This window comes from Rhizobium hidalgonense (assembly GCF_002914525.1).
In the GTDB taxonomy this organism is placed as follows: Bacteria; Pseudomonadota; Alphaproteobacteria; order Rhizobiales; family Rhizobiaceae; genus Rhizobium; species Rhizobium hidalgonense.
The window spans coordinates 124,439-148,413 of record NZ_LODW01000104.1; the positions used below are offsets into that span (position 1 = coordinate 124,439).

22 protein-coding genes are annotated in these 23,975 nt (G+C 63.0%); 13 read left to right on the plus strand and 9 right to left on the minus strand.

Annotated elements, in window-relative coordinates; translation table 11 throughout:
• Window positions 1-14 precede the first annotated feature (14 nt).
• Complete coding sequence (locus ATY29_RS30685) at window positions 15-440, minus strand: Hsp20 family protein (protein WP_003570823.1); 426 nt, start codon at window positions 438-440, stop codon at window positions 15-17.
• 290 nt (window positions 441-730) lie between these two features.
• On the opposite strand from ATY29_RS30685, the gene ATY29_RS30690 reads away from it, so the two are divergent.
• A complete protein-coding gene (locus ATY29_RS30690; RefSeq protein WP_025415200.1) occupies window positions 731-1,675 on the plus strand; it encodes a nucleoside hydrolase in 945 nt (314 codons plus the stop codon).
• A gap of 31 nt (window positions 1,676-1,706) precedes the next feature.
• Here the strand turns inward: ATY29_RS30690 and grpE are convergent, their stop codons facing one another.
• On the minus strand, window positions 1,707-2,339 hold the full coding sequence (grpE, locus tag ATY29_RS30695; protein ID WP_003570825.1) for a nucleotide exchange factor GrpE: 633 nt from the start codon (window positions 2,337-2,339) through the stop codon (window positions 1,707-1,709).
• A 108-nt stretch (window positions 2,340-2,447) separates the two neighbouring features.
• Window positions 2,448-3,536, minus strand: coding sequence for a heat-inducible transcriptional repressor HrcA (hrcA, locus tag ATY29_RS30700; protein ID WP_003570826.1), 1,089 nt, complete (start codon window positions 3,534-3,536; stop codon window positions 2,448-2,450).
• 126 nt (window positions 3,537-3,662) lie between these two features.
• Here hrcA and rph point away from each other — a divergent pair, with 126 nt between their 5' ends.
• Genes rph through hemW form a run of 4 tightly spaced genes read left to right on the plus strand, consistent with a single transcriptional unit; the run spans window position 3,663 to window position 6,661 of the window.
• On the plus strand, window positions 3,663-4,382 hold the full coding sequence (gene rph, locus ATY29_RS30705; RefSeq protein ID WP_025415198.1) for a ribonuclease PH: 720 nt from the start codon (window positions 3,663-3,665) through the stop codon (window positions 4,380-4,382).
• The gene (locus ATY29_RS30710; RefSeq protein WP_097533681.1) at window positions 4,379-4,804 is read left to right on the plus strand and encodes a VOC family protein; all 426 of its coding nucleotides are present in this window, start codon (window positions 4,379-4,381) and stop codon (window positions 4,802-4,804) included. The genes rph and ATY29_RS30710 overlap by 4 nt, the downstream gene beginning before the upstream one ends.
• Window positions 4,805-5,449 carry an RdgB/HAM1 family non-canonical purine NTP pyrophosphatase gene (gene rdgB / locus ATY29_RS30715; RefSeq protein ID WP_097533683.1) on the plus strand — a complete coding sequence of 215 codons (645 nt, stop codon included), beginning with the start codon at window positions 4,805-4,807 and terminating at the stop codon, window positions 5,447-5,449.
• Window positions 5,450-5,458: 9 nt separating this feature from the next.
• Window positions 5,459-6,661, plus strand: coding sequence for a radical SAM family heme chaperone HemW (hemW, locus tag ATY29_RS30720; protein ID WP_003570831.1), 1,203 nt, complete (start codon window positions 5,459-5,461; stop codon window positions 6,659-6,661).
• 65 nt (window positions 6,662-6,726) lie between these two features.
• On the opposite strand, the gene ATY29_RS30725 is transcribed toward hemW, so the two are convergent.
• The 5 genes from ATY29_RS30725 to mutM all read right to left on the minus strand — a co-directional run bounded on the left by ATY29_RS30725 (window position 6,727) and on the right by mutM (window position 12,582).
• Entirely contained in the window at window positions 6,727-7,809 is a 1,083-nt protein-coding gene (locus ATY29_RS30725; protein WP_003570832.1) for a saccharopine dehydrogenase family protein, read from the minus strand.
• A gap of 211 nt (window positions 7,810-8,020) precedes the next feature.
• Window positions 8,021-9,571 carry a chromosomal replication initiator protein DnaA gene (gene dnaA, locus ATY29_RS30730; RefSeq protein WP_003570833.1) on the minus strand — a complete coding sequence of 517 codons (1,551 nt, stop codon included), beginning with the start codon at window positions 9,569-9,571 and terminating at the stop codon, window positions 8,021-8,023.
• Between the two features lie 856 nt (window positions 9,572-10,427).
• A complete protein-coding gene (gene rpsT, locus ATY29_RS30735) occupies window positions 10,428-10,706 on the minus strand; it encodes a 30S ribosomal protein S20 (RefSeq protein ID WP_003570835.1) in 279 nt (92 codons plus the stop codon).
• A 191-nt stretch (window positions 10,707-10,897) separates the two neighbouring features.
• Window positions 10,898-11,671, minus strand: coding sequence for an enoyl-CoA hydratase (locus ATY29_RS30740; RefSeq protein ID WP_003570837.1), 774 nt, complete (start codon window positions 11,669-11,671; stop codon window positions 10,898-10,900).
• Window positions 11,672-11,691: 20 nt separating this feature from the next.
• Window positions 11,692-12,582, minus strand: a complete 891-nt coding sequence (gene mutM, locus ATY29_RS30745; protein ID WP_003570839.1) for a bifunctional DNA-formamidopyrimidine glycosylase/DNA-(apurinic or apyrimidinic site) lyase — start codon at window positions 12,580-12,582, stop codon at window positions 11,692-11,694.
• 148 nt (window positions 12,583-12,730) lie between these two features.
• On the opposite strand from mutM, the gene ubiE reads away from it, so the two are divergent.
• From ubiE to ertB, 8 genes are all read left to right on the plus strand, one after another.
• Window positions 12,731-13,507, plus strand: coding sequence for a bifunctional demethylmenaquinone methyltransferase/2-methoxy-6-polyprenyl-1,4-benzoquinol methylase UbiE (gene ubiE, locus ATY29_RS30750; protein ID WP_003570840.1), 777 nt, complete (start codon window positions 12,731-12,733; stop codon window positions 13,505-13,507).
• A gap of 48 nt (window positions 13,508-13,555) precedes the next feature.
• Window positions 13,556-15,130 (plus strand): 2-polyprenylphenol 6-hydroxylase, encoded by a 1,575-nt coding sequence (gene ubiB / locus ATY29_RS30755; protein ID WP_025417614.1) that lies wholly within the window; start codon window positions 13,556-13,558, stop codon window positions 15,128-15,130.
• Between the two features lie 90 nt (window positions 15,131-15,220).
• Window positions 15,221-16,810 carry an aromatic amino acid lyase gene (locus tag ATY29_RS30760; protein ID WP_003570844.1) on the plus strand — a complete coding sequence of 530 codons (1,590 nt, stop codon included), beginning with the start codon at window positions 15,221-15,223 and terminating at the stop codon, window positions 16,808-16,810.
• Window positions 16,811-16,823: 13 nt separating this feature from the next.
• Window positions 16,824-18,203: a hydantoin-5-propionate amidohydrolase gene (gene ertD, locus ATY29_RS30765; protein WP_097533685.1), complete on the plus strand. Its 1,380-nt coding sequence runs from the start codon at window positions 16,824-16,826 to the stop codon at window positions 18,201-18,203.
• Window positions 18,200-19,480 (plus strand): Zn-dependent hydrolase, encoded by a 1,281-nt coding sequence (locus ATY29_RS30770; protein WP_097533687.1) that lies wholly within the window; start codon window positions 18,200-18,202, stop codon window positions 19,478-19,480. Before ertD ends, ATY29_RS30770 begins: the two co-directional genes overlap by 4 nt.
• Complete coding sequence (gene ertC, locus ATY29_RS30775) at window positions 19,461-20,558, plus strand: thiohydantoin desulfurase (protein ID WP_097533689.1); 1,098 nt, start codon at window positions 19,461-19,463, stop codon at window positions 20,556-20,558. Before ATY29_RS30770 ends, ertC begins: the two co-directional genes overlap by 20 nt.
• Window positions 20,559-20,561: 3 nt before the next feature.
• Complete coding sequence (locus tag ATY29_RS30780; RefSeq protein ID WP_003570850.1) at window positions 20,562-20,891, plus strand: TfoX/Sxy family protein; 330 nt, start codon at window positions 20,562-20,564, stop codon at window positions 20,889-20,891.
• Between the two features lie 63 nt (window positions 20,892-20,954).
• A complete protein-coding gene (ertB, locus tag ATY29_RS30785) occupies window positions 20,955-22,616 on the plus strand; it encodes a thiourocanate hydratase (protein ID WP_097533691.1) in 1,662 nt (553 codons plus the stop codon).
• A gap of 111 nt (window positions 22,617-22,727) precedes the next feature.
• On the opposite strand, the gene ATY29_RS30790 is transcribed toward ertB, so the two are convergent.
• Window positions 22,728-23,969, minus strand: coding sequence for an MFS transporter (locus tag ATY29_RS30790; RefSeq protein WP_097533693.1), 1,242 nt, complete (start codon window positions 23,967-23,969; stop codon window positions 22,728-22,730).
• Window positions 23,970-23,975 lie beyond the last annotated feature (6 nt).

Consider the following 23,975-nt stretch of genomic DNA (forward strand, 5'->3'; position numbering starts at 1 on the left):
GACAAACCGTTGTGCTACTGTGAAACCGAAATGTTAATTTTCTTGACCATGCGCGCGGGTTCCGGACGAATTAGATCGACGGAGAGCAGACCGTTCTTCAGACCGGCTCCCAACACCTGCATGCCGTCGGCAAGAACGAAGGTGCGCTGGAACTGGCGGGCGGCGATGCCGCGATAGAGATAGTCCCGTTCCCCCTGTTCCACCTGACGGCCGCGAATCAGAAGCTGGTTCTCCTCGATGGAAACATCGAGTTCCTCCTCGCCGAAACCGGCCACAGCCAGCGTGATGCGCAGACGTTCCGGCGCGCCGCTATCGGCGCCGATGCGTTCGATATTATAGGGGGGATATCCGTCGCTCGCCTTGGAAATGCGCTCCAGTGTCTTTTCCATGGCATCGAAGCCCAGAAGCAGCGGGCTGGCGAAAGGGGTAATGCGGCTCATCTTTTTTCAAGTCCTTGATGCAAGCGACCATCCCGGACCTTAAGCGCAGCATCCGGATGCCGCTAATATGGGGACAGCAACCCGGCGCTGCAAGGCACAGGCGGCCGGTTGGCGCCGCCTGATCGATTTAAGCCTTCTCGATTTTAAGATGGCCGCTGGCGTCCTTGCTTGACAAAGAGCTGGCTGCCTCGCATCAAAACGTGCCGGCGCGAAATGTGCTGATTTGTGACGGGAAATGAATAAATGCTGCATGCCGAGACAACCGGCATAGCGAGGGATGGGACGATCGAATGACAAGCGTGAGAAAGATCATCATCGACACGGATCCCGGCCAGGACGACGCGGCCGCCATCATGCTGGCGTTCGGCAGCCCCGACGAGCTTGAGGTGCTGGGGATCACCACGGTTGCCGGCAACGTGCCGCTTTCGCTTACCAGTCGCAATGCGCGCATCGTCTGCGAGCTCTGCGGCCGGCCGGAGACCAAGGTTTTCGCCGGCGCAGACAGGCCGATCGCCCGCAAGCTGGTGACCGCCGAACATGTGCACGGCAAGACCGGTCTCGACGGTCCTGAGCTCGCCGAACCGACGATGGCGCTGCAGCCCGGCCATTCCGTCGACTTCATCATCGAGACACTGCGCCGCGAGCCTGAGGGCACGGTGACGCTCTGCACGCTCGGACCGCTCACCAATATCGGCATGGCCTTGCAAAAGGCCCCCGACATTGCCCCGCGCATCCGCGAATTGGTGATGATGGGCGGCGGCTTCTTCGAGGGCGGCAACATCACGCCAGCGGCCGAATTCAATATTTATGTCGATCCCGAGGCCGCCGATATCGTCTTCCGCTCAGGCGTGCCGATCGTGATGATGCCGCTTGATGTGACGCACCAATTGCTGACCCGCAAAGACCGGGTAAAGCGCATGGCCGAGATCGGTACGGCGCCTGTTAAGGCGATGGTCGAGATGCTGGAATTCTTCGAGCGCTTCGATATCGAGAAATACGGCTCGGACGGCGGGCCGTTGCATGACCCGACCGTGATCGCCTACCTGCTGAAGCCGGAGCTTTTCAATGGCCGGGACTGCAATGTCGAGATCGAGGTCGGCTCCGAACTCACCGCCGGCATGACGGTCGTCGACTGGTGGTACGTCACCGAGCGCAAGCGCAATGCAAAAGTCATGCGCCATGTCGATGCGGACGGCTTCTTCGATCTTTTGATCGAACGTTTCGCCCGCATCTGATTTCGGCGTCCTTCAACAAAGGGAAATGGTCTCAGGCGTCCTTCTCGTCAAAGACGGAATTGGTTTCGGCTTCGGCCGCCTTCGGGCCGCCCTTGGCGACGCCGACCATGGCCGGGCGCAGCACGCGCTCGCCGATGGAAAAACCTGCCTGTACGACCTGGACGACCGTGTTGTTCGGCACCTCGGGGTTCGGCACCTCGAACATCGCCTGATGGAAATTCGGGTCGAACTTCTGGCCGATCGGCTCAAGCTTGCGAACGCCGTGGCGCTCGAGCGCCGACAGCATGGCGCGCTCGGTCATCTCGACACCCTCGATCAGGGTGGTCAGGCCGGCATCGGCCGCATCCTTGGCCTCCGGAGGGATCGCATCGAGCGCCCGGCGCAGATTGTCCGAGACGGCGAGCATGTCACGCGCAAAACCGGCGACGGAATAGGACTTGGCATCCTTCACCTCGCGCTCGGTGCGCCGGCGCAGATTGTCCATCTCGGCGGCTAGGCGCAGATAGCGGTCGCGCAGCTCGCCGTTTTCGGCTTTCAGAAGCTCGAGCGGGTCCGGCTGCGAGGCCTCTTCCTGCGCAATATCGTTCTCGACGTAGGCGGCAGCGTCGGCTGCGGCATCGGCCGCAGTTGCGTCAGGTCCGTTTTTCGTCGTGTCATCGGTCATGACGGTCTCCGGTTGGTGTCTTCAGATGCGCCCGATATCGAGGTTTGACCGAAAAAAATCAAGTCTGCGTGACAAAGAAGCGAAAATTCCGCCGTCTTCGTCAAACTGTCAAAGCGGATTGCGCGAAAGCCGGGAAACGAGCTGGGCGGTATAGTCCACCATCGGCACGATGCGGGAATAATTGAGCCGCGTCGGGCCAATGACGCCGACGGCGCCGACGATGCGATCGTCATCGTCACGATAGGGCGCGACGATGAGCGACGAGCCGGAGAGCGAGAACAGCTTGTTTTCCGAGCCGATGAAGATGCGCACGCCCGAACCGGTTTCGGCGAGATTGAGGATCTCGATCAGGCTGTCCTTCTTTTCGAGATCGTCGAACAGCAGGCGGAGCCGGTCGAGATCCTCGGCGCCGGCGAGACCTTCGAGCAGGTTGGCGCGGCCGCGGATGATCAGCTGCGCCGGCTTGCCCTCGTCCGGGCTGCCGGCCCAGACGGCGATGCCGCGCTCGACGAGATCCCGCGACAGGGCATCGAGTTCGTGCCGGACGTTATCCTTCAGCTGGCTTAATTGTTTGCGCAGCTCCGGCAGGGTCTGGCCGGACATGTGGGCATTGAGAAAATTCGCCGCCTCCGCCAGCTGCGAGGAGGTGACGCCCGCCGGCAGCTCGATGATGCGGTTCTCCACCTGATCGTGATCCCCGACGAGCACGGCCAGCGCCTTTGTCGGTTCCAGCCGGATGAACTCGACATGTTTGAGCACCGGATCGCTTTTCGAGGTGATGACCAGGCCGGCGCCGCGCGAAATGCCCGACAGCATGCGGCTCGCCTCGTTCATCATCGATTCCACCGGATTGCCGCCGCTTTCGGCCCGCACCTGACGGTCGATGCTGGCGCGGTCCTCGGCCGAGAGGTCGCCGACCTGCATGAAGGCATCGACGAAGAATCGCAGGCCGATCTGGGTGGGCAGCCGGCCGGCGCTAATATGCGGCGAATAGATCAGGCCGAGATCTTCGAGATCGCTCATGACGTTGCGCACCGAGGCCGGCGACAGCGACATCGGCAGCAGGCGGGACAGATTGCGCGAACCGAGCGGCTCGCCGCTCTCCAGATAGCCTTCGACGATGCGGCGAAAAATTTCCCTGGAGCGCTCGTCGAGCGCAGCAACGGCATCCGAAACCGATGTCGACCTGATGCCCATGAACCTCTCGAACCCGCGCTGATGATACTGCCCAAAGTTAAGTCAAACTTGCACCCGTGGCAAAAGGGAATTTGCAAATGAGCGCCGCCAATCGTAGAAGCGGTCAACAAACCCCAGGAGATAAGAATGCGGCCTTCAGGCAGAAAAATCGACCAGATGCGCAAGGTTTCGTTCGAGCGCAATTTTTCCAAGCATGCGGAAGGCTCCTGCCTGGTGAAGTTTGGCGATACGCATGTGCTTTGCACTGCGAGTCTCGAAGAAAAAACGCCGCCATGGCTGCGCAATACCGGCAAGGGCTGGGTCACGGCCGAATACGGCATGCTGCCGCGGGCGACCGGCGAGCGCATGAAACGCGAGGCGGCCGCCGGCAGGCAGGGTGGCCGCACCCAGGAAATCCAGCGGCTGATCGGCCGGTCGCTGCGCGCCGTCGTCGATCTGCAGGCGCTCGGCGAGCGGCAGATCACTCTCGATTGCGACGTCATCCAGGCGGATGGCGGCACCCGGACAGCCTCGATCACCGGCGGCTGGATCGCGCTTTACGACTGCCTGAAATGGATGGAAAGCCGCAACATGATCAAGGTCGACCGGGTCCTGAAGGATCATGTCGCCGCCATCTCCTGCGGCGTTTTCGCCAGCCAGCCGGTGATCGACCTCGATTACCTCGAGGATTCTTCGGCCGAGACCGACGCCAACTTCGTGATGACCGGCGCCGGCGGGATCGTCGAAATCCAGGGGACGGCCGAAGGCACGCCGTTTTCCGAAGAGGAATTCACCTCGCTGATGGGTCTTGCCAAGAACGGCATCGGCGAGCTCGTCGCCCTGCAGAAACAGGCGATTGCGGGATGAACTCCATGCTGGAAGGCATGCTGGAAACGGCGCTCTATGCGCGGGATCTCGATGAGGCCGAGGCGTTCTACGAGAACGTTCTCGGGCTTGAAAAGATTACCCGCGCTGCCAACCGGCATGTCTTCTTCCGCTGCGGCCCCGGCGTTCTCCTGATCTTCAATCCCGAGGAAACGGTGAAGCCGCCGGCGCCCGACGCGCTGCAGGTGCCGCCGCACGGCACGAGCGGAAATGGCCATGCCTGCTTCAGGGTCTCAGGCCGCAATATCGATGCCATGGCCGAGCGGCTGAGGGCGGCGGCCGTTGCGATCGAATCGGAAGTGCATTGGCCGAATGGCGGCCGCTCGATATATTTCCGCGATCCCGCCGGCAACAGCCTGGAATGCGCGGAGGCTAAAATCTGGGGCATCGAACAGGATATCTGAATGCGCAAGCTCGAAACGAAGACCATCGTCGTCGCCAGCCACAATGCCGGCAAGATCCGCGAGATCCAGGAACTGATCGGCCCGCTCGGCTTCACCGCCAAATCGGCGGCCGAGCTGAATTTCGTCGAACCTGACGAAACCGGCACGAGCTTCGAGGAGAATGCGACGATCAAGGCGGTCGCCTCGGCCAATGCTGCCGGCATGCCGGCGCTTTCGGACGATTCCGGCCTGGTGGTCGACGCGCTCGGCGGTGATCCCGGCGTCTATACCGCCAATTGGGCGGAGACATCCAACGGCACGCGCGATTTCGACATCGCGATGGCGAAGGTGGAAAAGGCGCTGCAGGATGCCGGCGCGACCAAGCCGGAACAGCGCACCGCGCGTTTCGTCAGCGTGCTCTGCCTTGCCTGGCGGGACGGTCACACGGAGCTCTTCCGCGGCGAGGTAGAGGGCAATGTCGTCTGGCCGCCGCGCGGCACGCAGGGCTTCGGCTACGATCCGGTCTTCCAGCCCGAGGGATATGGCGTCACCTTCGGCGAGATGAGCGGCGAGGAAAAACACGGCTGGGCGATCGGCAAGCCGCAGGCGCTGTCGCACCGGGCCCGTGCCTTCAAACTCTTTGTCGAAACCTGCCTGGAGGCATAAGGTCGGTTCGTGGACAATTTCGACACGCCAAGCCTTTCGCGAGACGCCGCACTTCTGCCCGATACCGGCGAGCCCGGCTTCGGCGTCTATGTGCATTGGCCCTTCTGCGCGGCGAAGTGTCCCTATTGCGATTTCAACAGCCATGTGCGTCATCAGCCGGTCGATCAGGAGCGCTTTGCGGCCGCTTTCCTGAAGGAGATGGCGGCGGTCCGGGCCATCAGCGGCCCGAAGACGGTCACCAGCGTCTTCCTCGGCGGCGGCACGCCCTCGCTGATGAAACCGGAAACGGTCTCGGCCATTCTCGACGGCATTGCCCGGCACTGGCATGTGCCTGCCGGCATCGAGATCACCATGGAGGCGAACCCTTCGAGCGTCGAGGCCGACCGCTTCCGCGGCTACCGGGCGGCCGGCGTCAACCGCGTCTCGCTCGGCGTGCAGGCGTTGAACGATCGGGATCTGAAATTCCTCGGCCGGCTGCATGACGTCGCCGATGCGCTGAAGGCGATCCGGCTGGCGCGTGACATTTTTCCGCGCATGTCCTTCGACCTGATCTATGCCCGACCGGAGCAGACGGTCGAACAGTGGGAAAAGGAACTCAAGGAGGCGATCTCCTATGCGGTCGACCACCTCTCCCTCTACCAGCTGACCATCGAGGAAGGCACGCCCTTTTACGGCCTGCATAAATCGGGCAAGCTGGTGGTGCCGGATGGCGAGCAATCGGCCGTGCTCTACGAGGCGACGCAGGAGATCACCGCACGCGAGGGCATGCCGGCCTACGAGGTCTCCAACCACGCCCGGCCGGGCGCCGAAAGCCGGCATAACCTGACCTACTGGCGTTACGGCGATTATGCCGGTATCGGCCCGGGCGCGCATGGAAGGCTGACGCGCGGCCCCGAAAAAATCGCGACGGCGACCGAGCGCAAGCCGGAAGCCTGGCTCGAGATGGTCGAGCGCGACGGCCATGGCATTCTCGACGAGGAACGGCTCGGCTACGAGGAACAGTCCGACGAATTGCTGCTGATGGGACTGCGGCTGCGGGAAGGCGTCGATCTTGCCCGCTGGCAGCAGCTTTCCGGCCGCGACCTCGACCCGAAACGCGAAGAGTTTCTGCTCGAACACAAATTCATCGAGCGGATCGGCAATTCACGCCTGCGCTGCACACCCTCGGGCATGCTGATCCTCGATTCCGTCGTCGCCGATCTCGCCTGCTGAGGTCCATGGGACCATTGGTTTCGAGTGCGGCGGCATCGACATCGCCGCCGCATCGACAGGCGTTTTCAGCCGTGGCTGGTGGCGCCCGCCTTGAACAGGCTGCCGGTCGGCGTCTTCAGGAACATCTCCAGCGGAATATGCTCCTGGTGCAGGAAGCCGGTCGCCGGCAGCAGGCCGTCGCGGACCATTTCGATCACGGCAACGACGGAGGCCGACGTCGTCCAGGCGATTGCCGTGCGGCGCGCGCCGGCAATCTCGATCGGATAATAGGCGCGCACGAACTCCTTGCGGCGCAGGCTGCCGTTCTCCGTGCCTTCGGCTGCGACATGCACATAGACGACGTCGTCTTCAACCGGCGGCTTGGCGTTGGTCAGGATTTCGCCGGCCAGCTTGCGCTTGTCGCGCATCAGAAGCTCATGGAAGAAGAAGTTCATCAGCTCCATGTGGCCGGGATAACGCATGGTCTTGTAGTCGAGATTGTCGATCTTGCCGAGCATGGTGTCGCACATGGTGCCAAGGCCGCCCGAGGTCGTGAAGGCTTCGAGCTTGACGCCGCCGACATAGACGGTTTCGTGCCATTCCATCGGCGAGACGAGCTTGCGCATCCCGCCCTCGATGACCTCGCAATCGTTCAGATATTCGTTGACGACGCCTTCGGGCGACCAGTTGAAGGCATAACCGAGCAATCCCGTCGGATGCTGCGGCAGGGCACCGACGCGCATGCGGATCGAACGGCAGCGCTCGAAGCCGTCGGCTAGGCTGGCGCCGACGATGCCGACGAAACCCGGGGCCAGGCCGCATTGCGGCGCCATCAGGCCGCGGGCAGTCTTCGACAATTCGATAATGAAATTCGTTGTGGGAACGTCTTCGGTCAGATCGAAATAATGAATGCCGGCGAGATGGGCGGCGCGCGCCAATTCGATGTTCAGATGATAAGGCAGGCAGGAGAGCACTGCCTCGACATTGGAGAGCAACTCGCGGATCACCGCAGGATCGGAGATATCGCCGGTGCGGCACTTGAACGGAACGTCGCCCAGCGGCAGTTGCGCATCGACGCCGATGACCTCGAAGCCACCTTCATGCAATAGCGTTGCCGCCAGCCGTCCAACCTTGCCGAGGCCGAGAACGGCGATCTTTCTGAAACTCATCATTCCTCCCGTTGCGCCCTTTTCGGCGCTTCTTCGTCTTATGTCACATTCCAAAACCGCTGCGCCCTTCCGGGCGACCGGCATTGGATGGCCGGAGGTATAGAATAAAAAGCTTATAAAAGAAAACGGCCGGAATCGCTTCCGGCCATCGAATGTCTGCAACGCCACGCGTCTTTCCAGACGCGCAAACGACACTGGAACACTTTGAATTCTATTCGTTGATCAGCCGCTTCAGCAGCTCGACTTCGTGCGACAGCTTGGTGTCGCCGGAAATCAGCTCTTCGATCTTGCGCACGGCATGCAGCACGGTCGTGTGATCGCGCCCGCCGAAACGGCGGCCGATCTCGGGGAAGGAGCGCGGCGTCAGCGTCTTCGACAGATACATGGCGATCTGGCGCGGCTTGACGATGACGCGGGTGCGGCGGTTCGAAACCAGTTCCTGGCGCGAGACGTTGTAGTGCCTGGCGACGATGCGCTGGATGTCCTCGATGCGCACGCGGCGGGGTTCGCCGGAGCCGACGAGATGAGCAAGCAGTTCATCGACGCGCTCGATCGACAGGTTCGGCTCGAAGGAGCGCCGGAAGACCAGCTGGTTGAAAGCGCCTTCGAGTTCGCGGCCGCTGGCCGTGACGTTGCGGGCGACATGCTGGAGCAGCTCGGCCGGAATTTCCAGCGACGGATCTTCGAGCCGGGCTGCCGCAAGGCGACGCCTGAGGATCTCCAGGCGCATCTCGTAATCCGGCGCGTCGAATTCGATCGCGACACCGCCCTGCAGGCGCGAACGCACACGGGGATCGAGCGATTCCAGCTCCCAAGGGGCGCGGTCGGCGGCGACGACGACCTGCTTGGCGCTGTCGAGCAGCATGTTGAGCAGATGGCAGAATTCATGCTGGATCATCTTGCCCTGGAGGAACTGCATGTCATCGATGATCAGGAGATCGATGTTGCGCAGCGAATCCTTCAGCGTTAGCGCGTCATTGTCGCGGATCGCGGTGGCGAAGCGCCACATGAAATATTCGGCCGTCAAATAGACGACGCGCAGTGCCCGCGGATTCTGCACCGCCGCATTGGCGATTGCCTGCAGCAGATGGGTCTTGCCGAGGCCGACCGTCGAATGGATGAACAGCGGATTGAAGCGCACGGCGCCGGAACCGGCTTCGGCGATCGTCTTCGCCGCTGCAAGCGCGACGCGGTTCGAGCTGCCTTCGACGAAGGTGTCGAAGGTGAAGCGGCTATCGAGCGGCGAGCCGAAGAGCGGCGAGCCAAAGCTTGCGGGCCTTGCCGCAGCAACGGAGGAAACCGCCTGCTGGACGGCCTGGCCGGCCGGCTGGGCGCTTGCGGGGCGGCGCGACTGGGGGGCAACGACCGGCTCGGGCTGGACCGCCTCATCGAGCGTCTTCGTGCCGCTGCGTGTCGCCGTGCGCACCAGGACTTCGATCTTTAGAATTTCCGGATCCTCGGCCTGGAACAGACCGGTAATGAGATCGAGATAACGATTATTGATCCAGGATTTCAGAAAGGTGGTGGGAACCGACAGGCGAACCACGCTCTTCGATACCGAATGAAGCTTCAGCCTGGCGAACCAGCTGGCATAGACGTCAGGGCCGACCTGCGCCTTCAAGCGAGCGCTGACGCGCTCAAACAAGATGCTGTGCTGCATTTCCGCCTTTGCTTCTCCCACTTCAAGGCGAATGGAGCCAAACGTCTGCGGCGCCACTTCCCCATTGTCGAGCCCGCCCGCCGTCATCGTATTCATCTGCATAATGCCGCCTTTCAATTCCACCGGGCGGCTTCCGCTAAAATAGCCGCCCGATTATTCCCCGCTTTGGCGAGCTGACGGCATCCTCATGAAGCCGCTTGCCTGCCGGTTCACTCAAACACTGCCCCCGAAGGGACCGGCACAGAATTCCGTTGCAGGGACCGCAGTCATGCGGCAACCTTCATCGGCTTTCCGTGCCAGGCTGGCGGTCGATCCTCGTTTTCGGCCGACAGCCCGAACGCAATATCACTTTAACCTTCTCCGACGACCTCGCCTTAAACGTGTGGCCGCTGAAGGCACAAAACATCCCTGCCCGTAACAGCCACGTTACGGCCCAAATCCGTCGAGTGCTTGAAAAAACGGAAGCGCAAGGCCCCGTAACAAATGGCACAAACTTATCGCCCTGCCGACGTGGCAGTTAAGACCGAGCCTCTGCAGGTGATGTCCGCGCCCTTTGTTGGAGGCCATTTAGGCAGGATCAAAAGGCAATATCAACGATGAATTTTACGCAAAATTAAGAAGCGGGCATTGACTCCGCCGGCCCTTTTCGGGCGTCACACCAGCGTCAAAAAAGAATCGCTTTTGAATCAAGGAGATTCCCCGTTCGGGCTATTTTGACACGCATGGAAAGAAAAAAAATAAAAATCTGCTTGACTCCCCCCTGGTTCCGCAAGCGTGGGGCAGAGTCGCGTAGCGTCGAAGCATCCTTGCGCAAGTCTTTGTTTTTAAACGTTTTTTCCTGTCATGGTGCTGACACGAAACAGTCGTGAGATTAACCATACAGGAGCTGATCGGCGGAATCGAAAAAGCCCGGTAAAATTACCGGGCTAATCATAAAGATGAAGGCGTTAACGGAAGATTACGCGGTCGCGGTGACCGAAAGAGCCTTCACACGAGCGGCGAGACGCGAGACCTTGCGCGATGCCGTGTTGGCGTGCAGCACGCCCTTGCTGGCGGCGCGGGCAAGCTCGGGCTGAGCCGCCAGGAAAGCTTCCTTCGCCTTGGCGGCGTCGCCGGATGCGATAGCCTCTTCGACCTGGCGAACGAAAGTACGAACGCGCGAGCGACGAGCCTTATTGACGTCGGTACGGCGGGCGATCTTGCGGGTCGCTTTTTTCGCCGAAGTTGTATTGGCCATGGATGCCTCTCTCAAGAATTCGAACAAACTCCGCCATTACCGCGGGCCCTGCGGCCACAAAATCCAGCAATGCGGGAGCAATCGCGGAAAACCAAACCGGCTTTCCGAACCGTGGGCGGGCATATAACTCTAAAGCCGGCCCACGTCAACGCGGATTTTCAAGCTTTGCCGCGGGAACCGCCGAAAAGCATTCAGCGGTGCCTAAAAGCCGGTTTGCGCTTCTCGACAAAGGCCGCCATGCCTTCTTTCTGGTCGTCCGTGGCAAAGAGGCTGTGAAACAGCCGGCGTTCGAAACGCAAGCCCTCCTCCAGCGTCGTCTCGAAGGCGCGGTTGACCGCCTCCTTGGCCATCAGGACCGAGGGCTGAGACAGCGAGGCAATCTTTTCGGCCGCGGCAAAAGCCTCGTCGAGCAGACGATCGGGCGCCACAACACGCGAAACGAGTCCCGAGCGTTCGGCCTCCGCCGCATCCATCATCCGGCCGGTCAGGATCAGATCCATCGCCTTTGCCTTGCCGACGGCGCGCGTCAGCCGCTGCGAGCCGCCCATGCCGGGAATGACGCCGAGGGTGATTTCCGGCTGGCCGAACTTCGCCGTCTCCGAGGCGATGATGAAATCGCACATCATCGCGAGTTCGCAGCCACCGCCGAGCGCAAAGCCGCTGACGGCGGCGATCACCGGCTTGCGGGCCTTGGCAACCTCGTCCCAGCCGCTGATGAAATCACTCTTATAGATATCGGCGAATGCAAGCGGCTGCATCTCCTTGATATCGGCACCGGCGGCAAAGGCGCGTTCGGACCCGGTCAGCACGATGGCGCCGACCGCCTCGTCGGTGTGAAAGGCGGCATAGGCCTGCTTCAATTCCTTCAGCACGGTGGAATTCAGCGCGTTCAGCGCCTGCGGGCGGTTCAGCGTGATGAGGCCGACATTGCCTCGGGTTTCGACGATCACGGTCTCATAGGCCATGCTGTTCTCCCGGTTCTCTCTCATTTCTGGCAGGTGGCGCAGTAAAAAGTGGAGCGGCCCGCCTGGACGATACGGGCGACCGTACCGCTGCAGCCGGGCGTGCGGCAAGCCTGACCTTCGCGATCATAGACGGAGAAGGAATGCTGGAAATAGCCGAGCGATCCGTCGGTCTGGATATGGTCGCGCAGCGACGACCCGCCGGCGGCGATTGCATCGGCGATGACGTTGCGGATTGCGGCGACGAGCAGGCTAAGCTGTGCCTTCGGCCGCCCGCCTGGTGTCACCAGCGTGCCGGCGGCCCGGATCGGCGAAAGATGCGAGCGCCACAGCGCCTCGCAGACATAGATATTGCCGAGACCGGCAATGTTCTTCTGGTCGAGCAGCGCGCTTTTCAGCGGCTGCGCCTTGTCGCGGAAGCGTTCGGCCAGATAGGCGGCGCCAAGCTCGTTTCCGGTCGGCTCCGGGCCGAGATCGCGGAAGAAGGGATGGCCAGCGAGCTCGGCACGCCCCACCATATCCATGAAGCCGAAACGGCGCGGATCATTATAGACGACGCGGCGCGGGCCGCCTGAACCTTCGAGATGAAAGACGACGTGATCGTGCTTCTCGTCCTTTGCGCGGGCATGGTGGAATTCGCCAGGCGTGGCCGAGGCGCCACCCTCCTCGACACGGAAAGAACCGGACATGCCGAGGTGGGAAATCAGCGTATTGCCGTCGTCGAGATCGACCAGCAGATATTTGGCGCGACGACCGAGCCCGACGATGGTGCGGCCGGAAACCCTGTCGGCGAAAGCGTCGGGAAAGGGGAAGCGCAGATCGCCGCGGCGCAGCTCCAGCCTTGCGATGCGAGCCCCCTCCATCGCCGGCGCCAGGCCGCGTTTGACCGTTTCGACTTCTGGCAATTCCGGCATCTTAACCCATCTATATCTAACGTGTTTCAACCGACGACGATGTGCGCTATAGCGCCAGAGTGCCGCGGAGAGCGCGGCCCAGTGATAACGTCGCGCGCGGTCTTTCGCTATGGCCGCCGCAGCGATCTTCAAGGAATGGAGCAGCCTGATGTCAGAAAGCCGCACCTCCGCCGATGGCGGCATGGAGACCTCCTACGGCTTCCGCGAGGTGCCGGGCGGCGACAAGCAGGGCCTGGTGAACCAGGTGTTCCACAAGGTCGCCAAGCGCTACGACATCATGAACGACGTCATGTCGATGGGCATGCACCGCGCCTGGAAGGATGCGATGATCTCGGCGCTCAACCCGCGCAAGGAGCCGGGTTACAAGGTGCTCGACGTTGCCGGCGGCACTGGCGACATCGCCTTCCGCATCGTCGAGGCTTCCGGCCGGCAGGCGCATGCGACCGTGCTCGATATCAACGGCTCGATGCTCGGCGTCGGCGCCGAACGGGCCGAAAAGAAGAAGCTTTCCGGCAATCTCACCTTCGTCGAGGCGAATGCCGAGGAACTGCCTTTCGAGGCGGCCAGCTTCGACGCCTATACGATCGCCTTCGGCATACGCAACGTGCCCCGGATCGATGCGGCGCTGTCGGAGGCTTATCGCGTGCTGAAGCGCGGCGGTCGGCTGCTGGTCCTGGAATTTTCCGAAGTCGACATGCCGCTTCTCGACAAGATCTATGACGCCTGGTCGTTCAATGCCATTCCGCAATTCGGCAAGGCAATCACCGGCGATGCCGAACCCTACCAGTATCTGGTCGAATCGATCCGCAAATTCCCCAACCAGGAGAATTTCGCGGCGATGATCCGCCAGGCCGGCTTTTCCCGCGTCACCTACACCAATTATACCGGCGGCATTGCCGCGCTGCATTCCGGCTGGAAGCTCTGAGGGAATGAAGAAAAGAAACACGGACCTCCCTCGGCGGGGCACTGCCGCATGAGCACTTTCGGAGCCTATTTCCGCCTCTGGCGCGTCGGCTGGGTGCTCGTGCGTGAGGGCGTCGTGTCGGCGCTTCCTTCCGAAGGCCTGCCGGCGCCGATCGCGCTTGCCAAATCCTTCATTACGATATTCGAGCGGAGCAAGGCGCGGCATCAGAAGCGCAGCGACCGATTGGCGCAGGCCGTCGAGCGGCTCGGCCCCTCTTATGTGAAGATCGGGCAGTTCCTGGCGACGAGGCCGGATGTCGTCGGCGTCGAATTCGCCAACGACCTGTCGCAGCTTCAGGACCGGATGGCCTTCTTTCCCTCGGCTGCCGCCAAGGCCAATATCGAAGGCTCGCTCGGACGGCCGATCGGCGAGCTCTATGCGAGCTTCGGCGATCCGATCGCCGCCGCATCGATCGCCCAAGTGCATCCGGCCGAGGTCGAGACATCAGCAGGCCGCAAGAAGGTCGCCGTCAAGATCGTGCGGCCGGGCGTGCGCCAGCGCTTTGCCCATGACATCGAAGCGATGTATCTCGTCGCCTATATGCAGGAGCGTTTCCTGGCCTCCAGCCGGCGGCTGCGGCCGGTCGAGGTGACGAAGACGCTGGAACAGACGACGAAAGTGGAGATGGATCTTCGCCTGGAGGCGGCAGCACTTTCCGAAATCGCCGAAAATACCGAGAGGGATCCCGGTTTCCGCGTGCCGAAGGTCGACTGGGAGCGCACCGGCCGCGACGTCATCACCATGGAGTGGATCGACGGCACGAGGATGTCCGATGTCGAGGGCCTGCGGGCAGCCGGCCACGATCTCAACCTGCTTGCCGATACACTGATCCAGTCGTTCCTGCGCCATACGCTGCGCGACGGTTTCTTCCATGCCGACATGCATCCCGGCAACCTCTTCGTGGATGCGGACGGCATGATCGTCGCCGTCGACATGGGCATTGTCGGGCGGCTCGGCAAAAAGGAACGGCGGTTCCTCGCCGAAATTCTCTATGGCTTCATCACCCGCGATTATATCCGCGTTGCCGAGGTGCATTTCGAGGCGGGTTATGTGCCGGGACACCACAATGTCGAGAGTTTTGCCCAGGCGATCCGGGCGATCGGCGAGCCGATCCACGGACAGCCGGCCGAGACGATCTCGATGGGCAAGCTCTTGACGCTGCTGTTCGAAGTGACCGAACTCTTCGACATGGCGACGCGGCCGGAATTGGTGATGCTGCAGAAGACCATGGTCGTGGTCGAGGGCGTGTCGCGCATGCTCAATCCGCGCTTCAACATGTGGAAGGCCTCCGAGCCCGTCGTCGGGGACTGGATCCGAACCAATCTCGGCCCGAAGCGGATCGCCACCGATCTCAAGGACGGGCTGAAGGCGGCGGTAAAGCTCGCCGAAGCCGTGCCGGAAATTGCAGCAAAGACCGAAAAATTCCACCATCAGCTCCTGCATATGAGCGAACACGGCTTACGTTTCGACGCTGAGACCGCCGAAGCGATCGGCAAGGCCGAGGCGCGGCATAACCGTTCGGCCAGGATTGCGCTGTGGATCATCGCATTGACGCTTCTCTATATTGCCTGGATGCTGAGCTGACTGCCTTTCGATAACATGCTGTGTTCGGCATTTAGGATATCCCATCTTAGGGAGGGCTCGCTTAGTCTCGCAGTTTAGGAGATACGGCACATGCAGCACGAACGCCCTGGCATCGAACTTTCCGGACGACCGCTCGGTTTTGCCGAGATGGCGGCGATCGGTGCAGGCAAGGCGACGATTTCGGCTTCGGCGACCGGCATGGCCCGCATCGCGATCGCCCGCGAGATCGTCGAGGATGCGATTGCCTCCGGCATGCCGGTCTATGGCTCGACGACGGGCGTCGGCGCGATGAAGGATGTCGAGTGGTCGGCCGACGAGCTCGACACGTTCAATCTCGGCCTGGTGCGCGCCCATCATTTCGGCACCGGCACGCCGTTTTCCTGCAACGTCGTGCGCAATGCCATGGCGATCCGCGTCAACACGGCGCTGACCGGCCAGGTCGGCTGCACGCCGGAGCTGATCCAGGCCTATATCACCATGCTCGAAGCCGATCTCATCCCGGTCGTGCGCCGCACCGGCTCGATCGGCTGCGCCGATATCGGGCTGATGGGGCAGATCGGCGCGGTGCTGACCGGCGTCGGCGAAGCAGTCTATCGCGGCCAGCGGATGCAGGCGGCAGAGGCTTTCCGGGCGGCGGGCCTGCAGCCGGTGCGGATGGCGCCGCGCGACAGCCTCGCCTCGCTCAGCATCAATGCGGTGAGCTTTGCGGCGGCGGCGGAGACGACGCGCAATGCGGCGGCCTCGATCCGTATCCTGCTGGCGACGGCGATGATGGCTGCCGGCGCGCTCGGCGCCTCCCGCGATCCCTGGAAGGCGGTCCGCCATGTCGGCACGGCGCGCGAGGCGCTGATCGGCGCCTGGCTTTGCAATGCTTCCGACGACTGGAACTGGCCAGTTGCAACGCACGTGCAGGATCCGCTCAGCCTGCGGATGATCGCCCAGGTGTTCGGCGCCGTGATCGAAAACCTGCTTTCAACAGGCCATAAGATCCTTGCGGCCACCGGGCGTTCGGACGACAATCCCGTCGTGGTCGAGGGCCGGGTAATGACGTCGGGCGGGTCACTGCCGCTCGATGTGACGATCCTGCTCGAATCGGCAGCACTCTGCATGGCGCATGCGGCGCGCAACGCCTTCAACCGCTGCGTTATCCTCGGCAACGGCCAGCGGCGCGACCTGCCGGTCAATCTCGTGCCGCCGGGGCGGATCGCCACCGGTTTCGGGCCGATCATCAAGCTTGCCGGCGAGATTTTTTCGCGCGTGCTGTCGATGTCCAATCCGGTTTCGGCGCAATCGCTGGTGGTGGCGGCCGGGCTGGAGGACGAGGCGGCCTTCCTGCCGCTGGTGATCGAGCGCTTCGAGCGGCAGATGCAGGCGCTGAAGCGCCTGGCAGCACTCGAAGCGCTGCTGTCGGCCCAGGCGATCGACATCCTCGGTGACGAACCGAAGGGTGTGGCCGCCATGCTCTACGAGGTGGTGCGCAAACATGCAGATTTCTATATCGTTGACCGGCCGCTTTCGGCGGAGGTGGAGGCGATCGAGGAAGAGCTCGGCTCGGACGACTTCCTCTCGAAGCTGACCGAGCAGGTTCCGATCGCGTCCTTCGACGATTTCTTCGCGCTCGGCTCGCTGGATCGCATCGAGGAACGGCTGACCCGCCAGGAGCCTCTGATTTCAGCTTAGGAAGGGAATCGGCATGGATTTCGATCTCGTTCTGCAGGGCACGGTGGTGCTGCCGGACCGCATTCTCGAAGCGGGTTATGTCGCCGTGCACGACGGTAAGATTGCCGAGGTCGGCCTCGGCGTGCCGCCTGCGGCGCGTGAACGCCATCTGCTCGGCAAAGCGTTGATCATGCCCGGCGCGATCGACGCGCAGGTGCATTCGCTGTCCCAGAAGAACCAGGAGGACTTCATCTGGTCGACGCGATCGGCAGCCGCCGGCGGCGTGACAACAATCGTCGACATGCCTTATGACGAGGGCGATCTCGTCTGTTCGGCGGCGGCGGTCAAACGCAAGATCGAGCATGCCGGCAGGCAGGCGCGCGTCGATTTCGCACTTTACGGCACCATCGATCCGGAAGAAGGCCCGGCGCGAATTGCCGAGATGGTCGAGGCCGGTGTTGCGGCCTTCAAATTCTCGACCTTCGGCACCGACCCCAAGCGTTTTCCGCGCATTCCGCCCGCCCTGCTCGACGCCTGCTTTGCGGCAATCGCTCCGACCGGGCTGACGGCCGGTGTGCACAATGAAGATGACGAGGCGGTGCGCAGCTATATGGAGCAGGTGAAGGCGAGCGGTATCACCGACTGGCGGGCGCATGGCCTGTCGCGGCCTGCGATTACCGAACTGCTGGCGATGCACACGATCTTCGAAACGGGTGCGAACACCGGCTGCCCGGCCCATGTGGTGCACTGCTCGCTCGGGCGCGGTTATGACATCGCCCGCGCCTATCGCCGCGACGGCTTTGCGGCGACCGTCGAATGCTGCATTCACTATCTGACGCTCGACGAGGAAAACGACGTGAAGCGCCTCGGCGGCAAGGCGAAGATCAATCCGCCGCTGCGGCCGCGCGCCGAGGTGGAGAAGCTCTGGCGGAAAGTGGCCGACGGTGATGTCTGGCTGGTCTCGACCGATCACGTCAGCTGGTCGGAAAACCGCAAGACCAACCCTGATATGCTTGCCAACGCCTCCGGCGTTCCCGGCCTCGAGGTGCTGGTGCCGCTCTTCGTCAAAGGCGCGATCGAACGTGGCATTCCCTTGACCTGGGCAGTCCGGCTGATGGCGGAAAATCCGGCCAGGCATTTCCGGCTCGACCATATCAAGGGGGCGCTGACGCCGGGCAAGGATGCCGATATCACCGTGCTCGAACCGACGGAGAGCGTCTATGACGCGTCGGCAAGCGGCAACAACATCGTCGGCTGGAGCCCTTACAACGGCATTCGCCTGCCCTGGACCGTTGCCGCCACCTATCTTCGCGGCGAAAAGATCGCCGAAGGCGGAAATGTGCTGGCCGAGCCTGGCACCGGGCAATTCATCCGGCCGCTGCCACGCCAGGTCATTGCGGGAGGCGGTGCATGAACCGTAATCTGCCCGTCAATGCAGAACGGATCGCCGGGGATATCGAGGCGCTCGCCGCAATCACCGAGCCGGGGCATCCCTGGACGCGGCGGGCTTTTTCGCCGCTCTTCCTCGACGGCCGGGCCTATATCGAGGCGCGGATGAAGGCGGCGGGGCTGGAAACCCGGATCGATGCCGCCGGCAATCTGATCGGCCGGCGCACCGGTCGCAAACCCTGGCTCGGCACGATCATGCTCGGCTCGCATTCCGACACGGTCCCGGACGGCGGCCGCTTCGACGGCATTGCCGGGGTGATCTCGGCGCTGGAGGTGGCGCGCGCGCTCGCCGACCAGGCTATCGAACTTGACCACGATCTCGAAATCGTCGATTTCCTTGCCGAGGAGGTCAGCATTTTCGGCGTCTCCTGCATCGGCAGCCGCGGCATGACCGGGCAATTGCCGGAGGCCTGGCTTTCCCGGGTCAGCGATGGGCGCGACCTTGCCGAAGGCATCGCTGAGGTGGGTGGCAGGCCAGGTGTGCTGGCGCAGCAGAAGCGGCCGGATATAGCAGGCTTTCTCGAGCTGCATATCGAGCAGGGCCCGGTGCTCGAAGCCGGAAGGGAGGATATCGGCATCGTCACCGCGATCTCGGGCATCACCCGGATCGAGATCACCGTCGAGGGGCGCGCCGACCACGCCGGCACGACGCCGATGGACCGGCGGGCGGATGCCCTGGTGGCGGCCTCGCAGCTGGTGCTCGACATCCGCAATGCCGCCGCCGAGCTTGCCAGGACGCCAGGCCATTTCGCCGCGACGGTCGGCGAATTCCGGATCGAGCCGAATGCCGCCAATGTCGTGCCGTCGAAAGTGGTGCTGCTGATCGACGGCCGCGCCGAAATCCGCGCCGACATGGACGCCTTCTGCCGCTGGCTCGACGGCCATGTCGAAAAGCTGGCAACAGCCTACGGCGTGACCATCGGGACACCGAACCGGGTTTCCGACAATCAGCCGACACCCGGCGATGCCGGCCTGCTCTCGACGCTGGAGGCTGCCTGCGAACGCGCCGGCGCAAAACATCGGCGCATGGCCTCCGGTGCAGGACACGATACGGCCTGGATCGCCAAGGTGGCGCCGGCGGCGATGATCTTCGTGCCCTGCCGGGAAGGCCGCAGCCATTCCGCCGACGAATGGGCCGAGAATGACGATATTGCGCTCGGCGCCGCCGTGCTTTTCCAAGCAGTGCGCGAGATGGATAAGGCTTTGAACGAGGAGACGGCCAATGGGGCGCATACTGGTTGAGAAGGATGTGGAAGCCGCCGTCAAGGGCGGCTCCGTCTATGCCGCCGGCGGCGGCGGCTGGGCCGATCATGGCCGCATGCTCGGTTATGCCGCCGTCAATGTCGGCAAGCCGGAGCTGGTCTCGATCGACGAGCTGCAGGACGAGGACTGGATCGCCACGGCAGCGGCGATCGGCGCGCCAGCCTCGACCACCCCCTGGGAAATGCAGGGCATCGATTATGTGAAGGCAGTGCAGCTCTTACAGGAGGCGCTGGGCGAGAAACTCTCCGGGCTGATCATCGGCCAGAACGGCAAATCCTCGACGCTGAACGGCTGGCTGCCGTCGGCTATCCTCGGCACCAAGGTGGTCGACGCGGTCGGCGATATCCGCGCGCATCCGACAGGCGATATGGGCTCGATCGGCATGGCCGGATCGCCCGAGCCGATGATCCAGACCGCGGTCGGCGGCAACCGGGCGGAGAACCGCTATATCGAGCTGGTGGTGAAAGGGGCGACGGCGAAGATCTCGCCGGTGCTGCGCGCCGCCGCCGATCAATCCGGCGGCTTCATCGCCAGCTGCCGCAATCCGCTTCGGGCGTCCTACGTTCGCAGCCATGCGGCGCTCGGCGGCATCTCGATGGCGCTTGCGCTCGGCGAAGCGATCATCGCGGCGGAGAAACGCGGCGGATCTGCCGTTATCGACGCGATCTGCAAGACGACCGGCGGACATATCCTCGCCGAGGGCGCCATCACCCGCAAAGAGGTCGTCTACACCAAGGAGGCCTTCGACATCGGCACGATCCGCGTTGGCGCGGGCGAGAAATCGGTGACGCTGCATGTGATGAACGAATATATGGCGGTCGACGATGCCGATGGCGGGCGGCTTGCCACCTTCCCCGCCGTCATCACCACGCTGTCGACGGAGGGCGAGCCGCTCAGCGTCGGCCAGCTGCGCGAGGGCATGCCGGTCTTCATCCTGCACGTGCCGATGGAGATCATTCCGCTCTCGGCAAGCGTGCTCGATCCGAGCGTCTATCCCGTCGTCGAGAAGGCGATGGGGATCGAGATCGCCCGCTATGCGTTGGCGGCGAGGGCCTGAGCCGTGGCGCGCGATCGGGGACTGGAAGAACTGCTGCGCGAGGAACTCGGCGATCGGCCGGGCCTAGCCGAAAAATCCATGTTCGGTGGCTGGGCCTTCCTGCTGAACGGCAACCTTCTCTGCGGCGCCCGCAGTGACAGCCTGCTGGTCCGTCTCGGCAAGGGCAATGACGGCTGGGCACTGGCGCTGCCCGGCGTAATCCAGATGCTGATGGGCGAGCGGGTCATGCACGGCTGGGTGCGCGCCAATGCCGAGGTTTACGGTGACGATGCGCTGAGACGGCGTCTGCTCGATGCTGCGCTTGCCTATGTGGAATCGCTGCCGGACAAGTGACGCCATTCTCTCTACCCCAGCGGGGAGAAGGGAAAAAGCAGAGAACCAAGCGAGGAACCAACGATGCCGAAGGCCAATCCACGTCATCCGAAATTTCCGATTCCCGGCGGGCCGGAGCTGCGCGCCAAGGGCTGGCGGCAGGAGGCGCTGCTGCGGCTGCTTGAAAACGTGCTTGCTGTCGGCGAGGATCCGGAAAACCTGGTCGTTTATGCCGCACTCGGCAAGGCTGCCCGCAATTGGGCGGCGCATAAAGGCATCGTCAAGGCGCTGACCGAGATGGACGAGGATCAGACGCTGCTCATCCAGTCCGGCAAGCCGATCGGGCTGGTGCGGACGCATGCCAAGGCGCCGCTGGTCATCATGGCGAACTGCAACATCGTCGGGCAATGGGCAAAGGCCGAGGTGTTCTACGAACTGCAGCGCAAGGGACTGATCTGCTGGGGTGGGCTGACGGCCGGCGCCTGGCAATATATCGGCAGCCAAGGCGTCATCCAGGGAACTTACGAGATCTTCATGCGCATTGCCGAGCGTCGCTTTGGCGGCGATCTCGCCGGCCGCTTCGTGCTGACTGCCGGCCTCGGCGGCATGGGCGGGGCGCAGCCGCTCGCCGGCCGCATGGCCGGTGCGGCGATCCTCTGCGTCGACATCGATCCGGAGCGTGCCCGCAAGCGCCAGCAGATCGGCTATCTCCAGGAGATCGCACCCGATCTCGATACCGCCCTTCAAATGATCGATAGGGCGGTGAAGGACCAGCGGGCGCTGTCCGTCGGGCTCGTCGGCAATGCGGCTGAGGTCTATCCGGAAATCGCCCGGCGCGGCATCGTGCCCGACATTGTCACCGACCAGACCTCGGCGCACGACCTCGTCTACGGCTATGTGCCGAAGGGCATGAACCTCGACCAGGTCAAGGGGCTGCGCGACGACGGCCAGGGGCAATTGATGGCGGCCAGCCGCGCCTCGATCGTCGAGCATGTCAATGCGATGCTGGAATTCCAGAAGAAGGGCGCCGAAGTCTTCGACAACGGCAACCTGATCCGCACACAGGCGAAGGAGGGCGGCGTCACCAACGCTTTCGACATCCCGATCTTCACGGAAGCCTATCTCCGGCCACTATTTGCCCGGGCGATCGGGCCGTTCCGCTGGATGGCGCTGTCAGGCGAGGAGAGCGATATCGCCCGCATCGACGATCTGCTGCTCGAAATGTTTCCCGACAACAAGATCATCACCAACTGGATCCGCCTGGCGCGCGAGCATGTGCCCTTCGAGGGGCTTCCGGCCCGCATCGCCTGGCTCGGCCACGGCGAACGCACTATGCTGGCACGGCGCGTCAATGCGCTGGTTTCGAGCGGCGAACTCGAAGGGCCTGTCGCCTTCTCGCGCGACCACCTCGATGCTGGCGCCATGGCGCACCCCAATATCATGACCGAGCGGATGAAGGACGGCTCCGATGCGATTGCCGACTGGCCGCTGATCGATGCGATGATGCTCTGCTCCTCGATGGCCGACCTCGTCGTCGTCCATTCCGGCGGCGGCGGATATGCCGGCTACATGACCAGCTGCGGCGTCACCGTCATCGCTGACGGCACCGATGCCGCCGACGAGCGGCTGGATCACGCGCTAACCAACGACACGGCGCTTGGCGTCATGCGCTACGCCGATGCGGACTACGAGGAGGCGCTGGACGAGGTCGCGAAGAAGGACGTGCCCTATATAAGGCTCGGTTGAACTGGATCGCGAATTGCTGCAATCATTGTCATATCTCATCGGGGCCATGACATGGAAACAGCAAAGATCTTCTGAGCACGAGGTGGTCGAGACGGTCGATGCGGATCATGCCTATCTCCTGGTCAGCTGTTGAGCGACACAGGCTGAGATAAAGGCCAGCGCCAGCATGGCAATCGTGAAAATGACGACGGCGGCCCAGCCTTCGGCGGCAAAGAACCAGCCGCCGGCCGAGCCCATGAGGCTGGAGCCGACATAATAGGCCAGCATATAGAGCGACGAGGCGTGCCCCTTGGTGCCGAGCGCCAGTCTGCCAACAAGGCCGCTGGCGATGGAATGGCTCATGAAGAAGCCGGTCGTCAGCACGATAATGCCTAGGATGATGGATGGCAGCGAGGCAGAGAGTGTCAGCGCGCTGCCGCCGGCGGTCAGCGCCAGGCCGAAGAGAAGCACGCGAAAATGCCCGATGCGGTCTCCGATGAAACCGCCGATCGAGGAGGCGCCGATGCCGAAGAGATAGACGGTGAAGATCAGGCCGAGTTGGGTCTGGTTGAGGCCATAGGGTGGCGCCACCAGGCGGAAACCGGCATAATTGTAGATTGTCACGAAGGAGCCCATGGCCAGGAAGGCGATGGCGAAAAGCAAAGGCAACGCCGGATTGGCGAGATGGCTGAGCCAGGCTTTTGCATGAAAGCTGGGATCGAAGCCCGGCCGGCGGACGAAATTCTTTGACGGCGGCAGCAGGGCGATGAAGCCGATCGCGGCGGCTAGGCCGATGGCGCCGATGAGGAAGAGCGCTGGCCGCCAGCCGAAATACTCGGCGAAGATGCCGGTGAGCACCCGGCCGGACATGCCGCCGAAGGCCGTGCCGCCGACATAGAGGCCCATGCTGGCGCCGAGGCCGCGCGGATCGATTTCCTCGGCTAGATAGGCCATGGCTACGGCCGGCACGCCGCCGAGAACGAGGCCCTGCAGGGCACGGATGATAAGCAGCAGGTGCCAGTTCGGGGCAAAAGCCGTGGCGATCGTCAGGAGCGCCGCGCCGACCAGCGAGATCGACATCAGGCTGCGCCGGCCGAGACCTTCCGAGACGGCGGCGGCGCAGACGATGGCAAGCGCGAGGAAGCCGGTGGAGAGCGACAGGGACAACGAGCTTTCGGCCGGGCTGACGGAGAATTCCTGCGCGAAGATCGGCAGCAGCGGCTGGACGCAATAGAGCAGCGAGAAGGTGGAGAAACCGGAGAGAAATAGCGCCAGGCTGGCGCGGCGATAGGCGCCGGTGCCGCGCGTCAGGTAGTATTTTTGTCCTGGCATCGCGGTCTGCACGGAAGTCTTCACGGCATGTGCTGCCGGCATCTCATC

Excerpts from the sequence above, each read along its gene's own strand:
- ATY29_RS30685 (WP_003570823.1), bottom strand. The coding sequence starts at position 440 with ATGAGCCGCATTACCCCTTTCGCCAGCCCGCTGCTTCTGGGCTTCGAT.
- ATY29_RS30690 (WP_025415200.1), top strand. The coding sequence starts at position 731 with ATGACAAGCGTGAGAAAGATCATCATCGACACGGATCCCGGCCAGGAC.
- grpE (WP_003570825.1), bottom strand. The coding sequence starts at position 2,339 with ATGACCGATGACACGACGAAAAACGGACCTGACGCAACTGCGGCCGAT.
- hrcA (WP_003570826.1), bottom strand. The coding sequence starts at position 3,536 with ATGGGCATCAGGTCGACATCGGTTTCGGATGCCGTTGCTGCGCTCGAC.
- rph (WP_025415198.1), top strand. The coding sequence starts at position 3,663 with ATGCGGCCTTCAGGCAGAAAAATCGACCAGATGCGCAAGGTTTCGTTC.
- ATY29_RS30710 (WP_097533681.1), top strand. The coding sequence starts at position 4,379 with ATGAACTCCATGCTGGAAGGCATGCTGGAAACGGCGCTCTATGCGCGG.
- rdgB (WP_097533683.1), top strand. The coding sequence starts at position 4,805 with ATGCGCAAGCTCGAAACGAAGACCATCGTCGTCGCCAGCCACAATGCC.
- ATY29_RS30725 (WP_003570832.1), bottom strand. The coding sequence starts at position 7,809 with ATGAGTTTCAGAAAGATCGCCGTTCTCGGCCTCGGCAAGGTTGGACGG.
- dnaA (WP_003570833.1), bottom strand. The coding sequence starts at position 9,571 with ATGCAGATGAATACGATGACGGCGGGCGGGCTCGACAATGGGGAAGTG.
- rpsT (WP_003570835.1), bottom strand. The coding sequence starts at position 10,706 with ATGGCCAATACAACTTCGGCGAAAAAAGCGACCCGCAAGATCGCCCGC.
- ATY29_RS30740 (WP_003570837.1), bottom strand. The coding sequence starts at position 11,671 with ATGGCCTATGAGACCGTGATCGTCGAAACCCGAGGCAATGTCGGCCTC.
- mutM (WP_003570839.1), bottom strand. The coding sequence starts at position 12,582 with ATGCCGGAATTGCCAGAAGTCGAAACGGTCAAACGCGGCCTGGCGCCG.
- ubiE (WP_003570840.1), top strand. The coding sequence starts at position 12,731 with ATGTCAGAAAGCCGCACCTCCGCCGATGGCGGCATGGAGACCTCCTAC.
- ubiB (WP_025417614.1), top strand. The coding sequence starts at position 13,556 with ATGAGCACTTTCGGAGCCTATTTCCGCCTCTGGCGCGTCGGCTGGGTG.
- ATY29_RS30760 (WP_003570844.1), top strand. The coding sequence starts at position 15,221 with ATGCAGCACGAACGCCCTGGCATCGAACTTTCCGGACGACCGCTCGGT.
- ertD (WP_097533685.1), top strand. The coding sequence starts at position 16,824 with ATGGATTTCGATCTCGTTCTGCAGGGCACGGTGGTGCTGCCGGACCGC.
- ATY29_RS30770 (WP_097533687.1), top strand. The coding sequence starts at position 18,200 with ATGAACCGTAATCTGCCCGTCAATGCAGAACGGATCGCCGGGGATATC.
- ertC (WP_097533689.1), top strand. The coding sequence starts at position 19,461 with ATGGGGCGCATACTGGTTGAGAAGGATGTGGAAGCCGCCGTCAAGGGC.
- ertB (WP_097533691.1), top strand. The coding sequence starts at position 20,955 with ATGCCGAAGGCCAATCCACGTCATCCGAAATTTCCGATTCCCGGCGGG.
- ATY29_RS30790 (WP_097533693.1), bottom strand. The coding sequence starts at position 23,969 with ATGCCGGCAGCACATGCCGTGAAGACTTCCGTGCAGACCGCGATGCCA.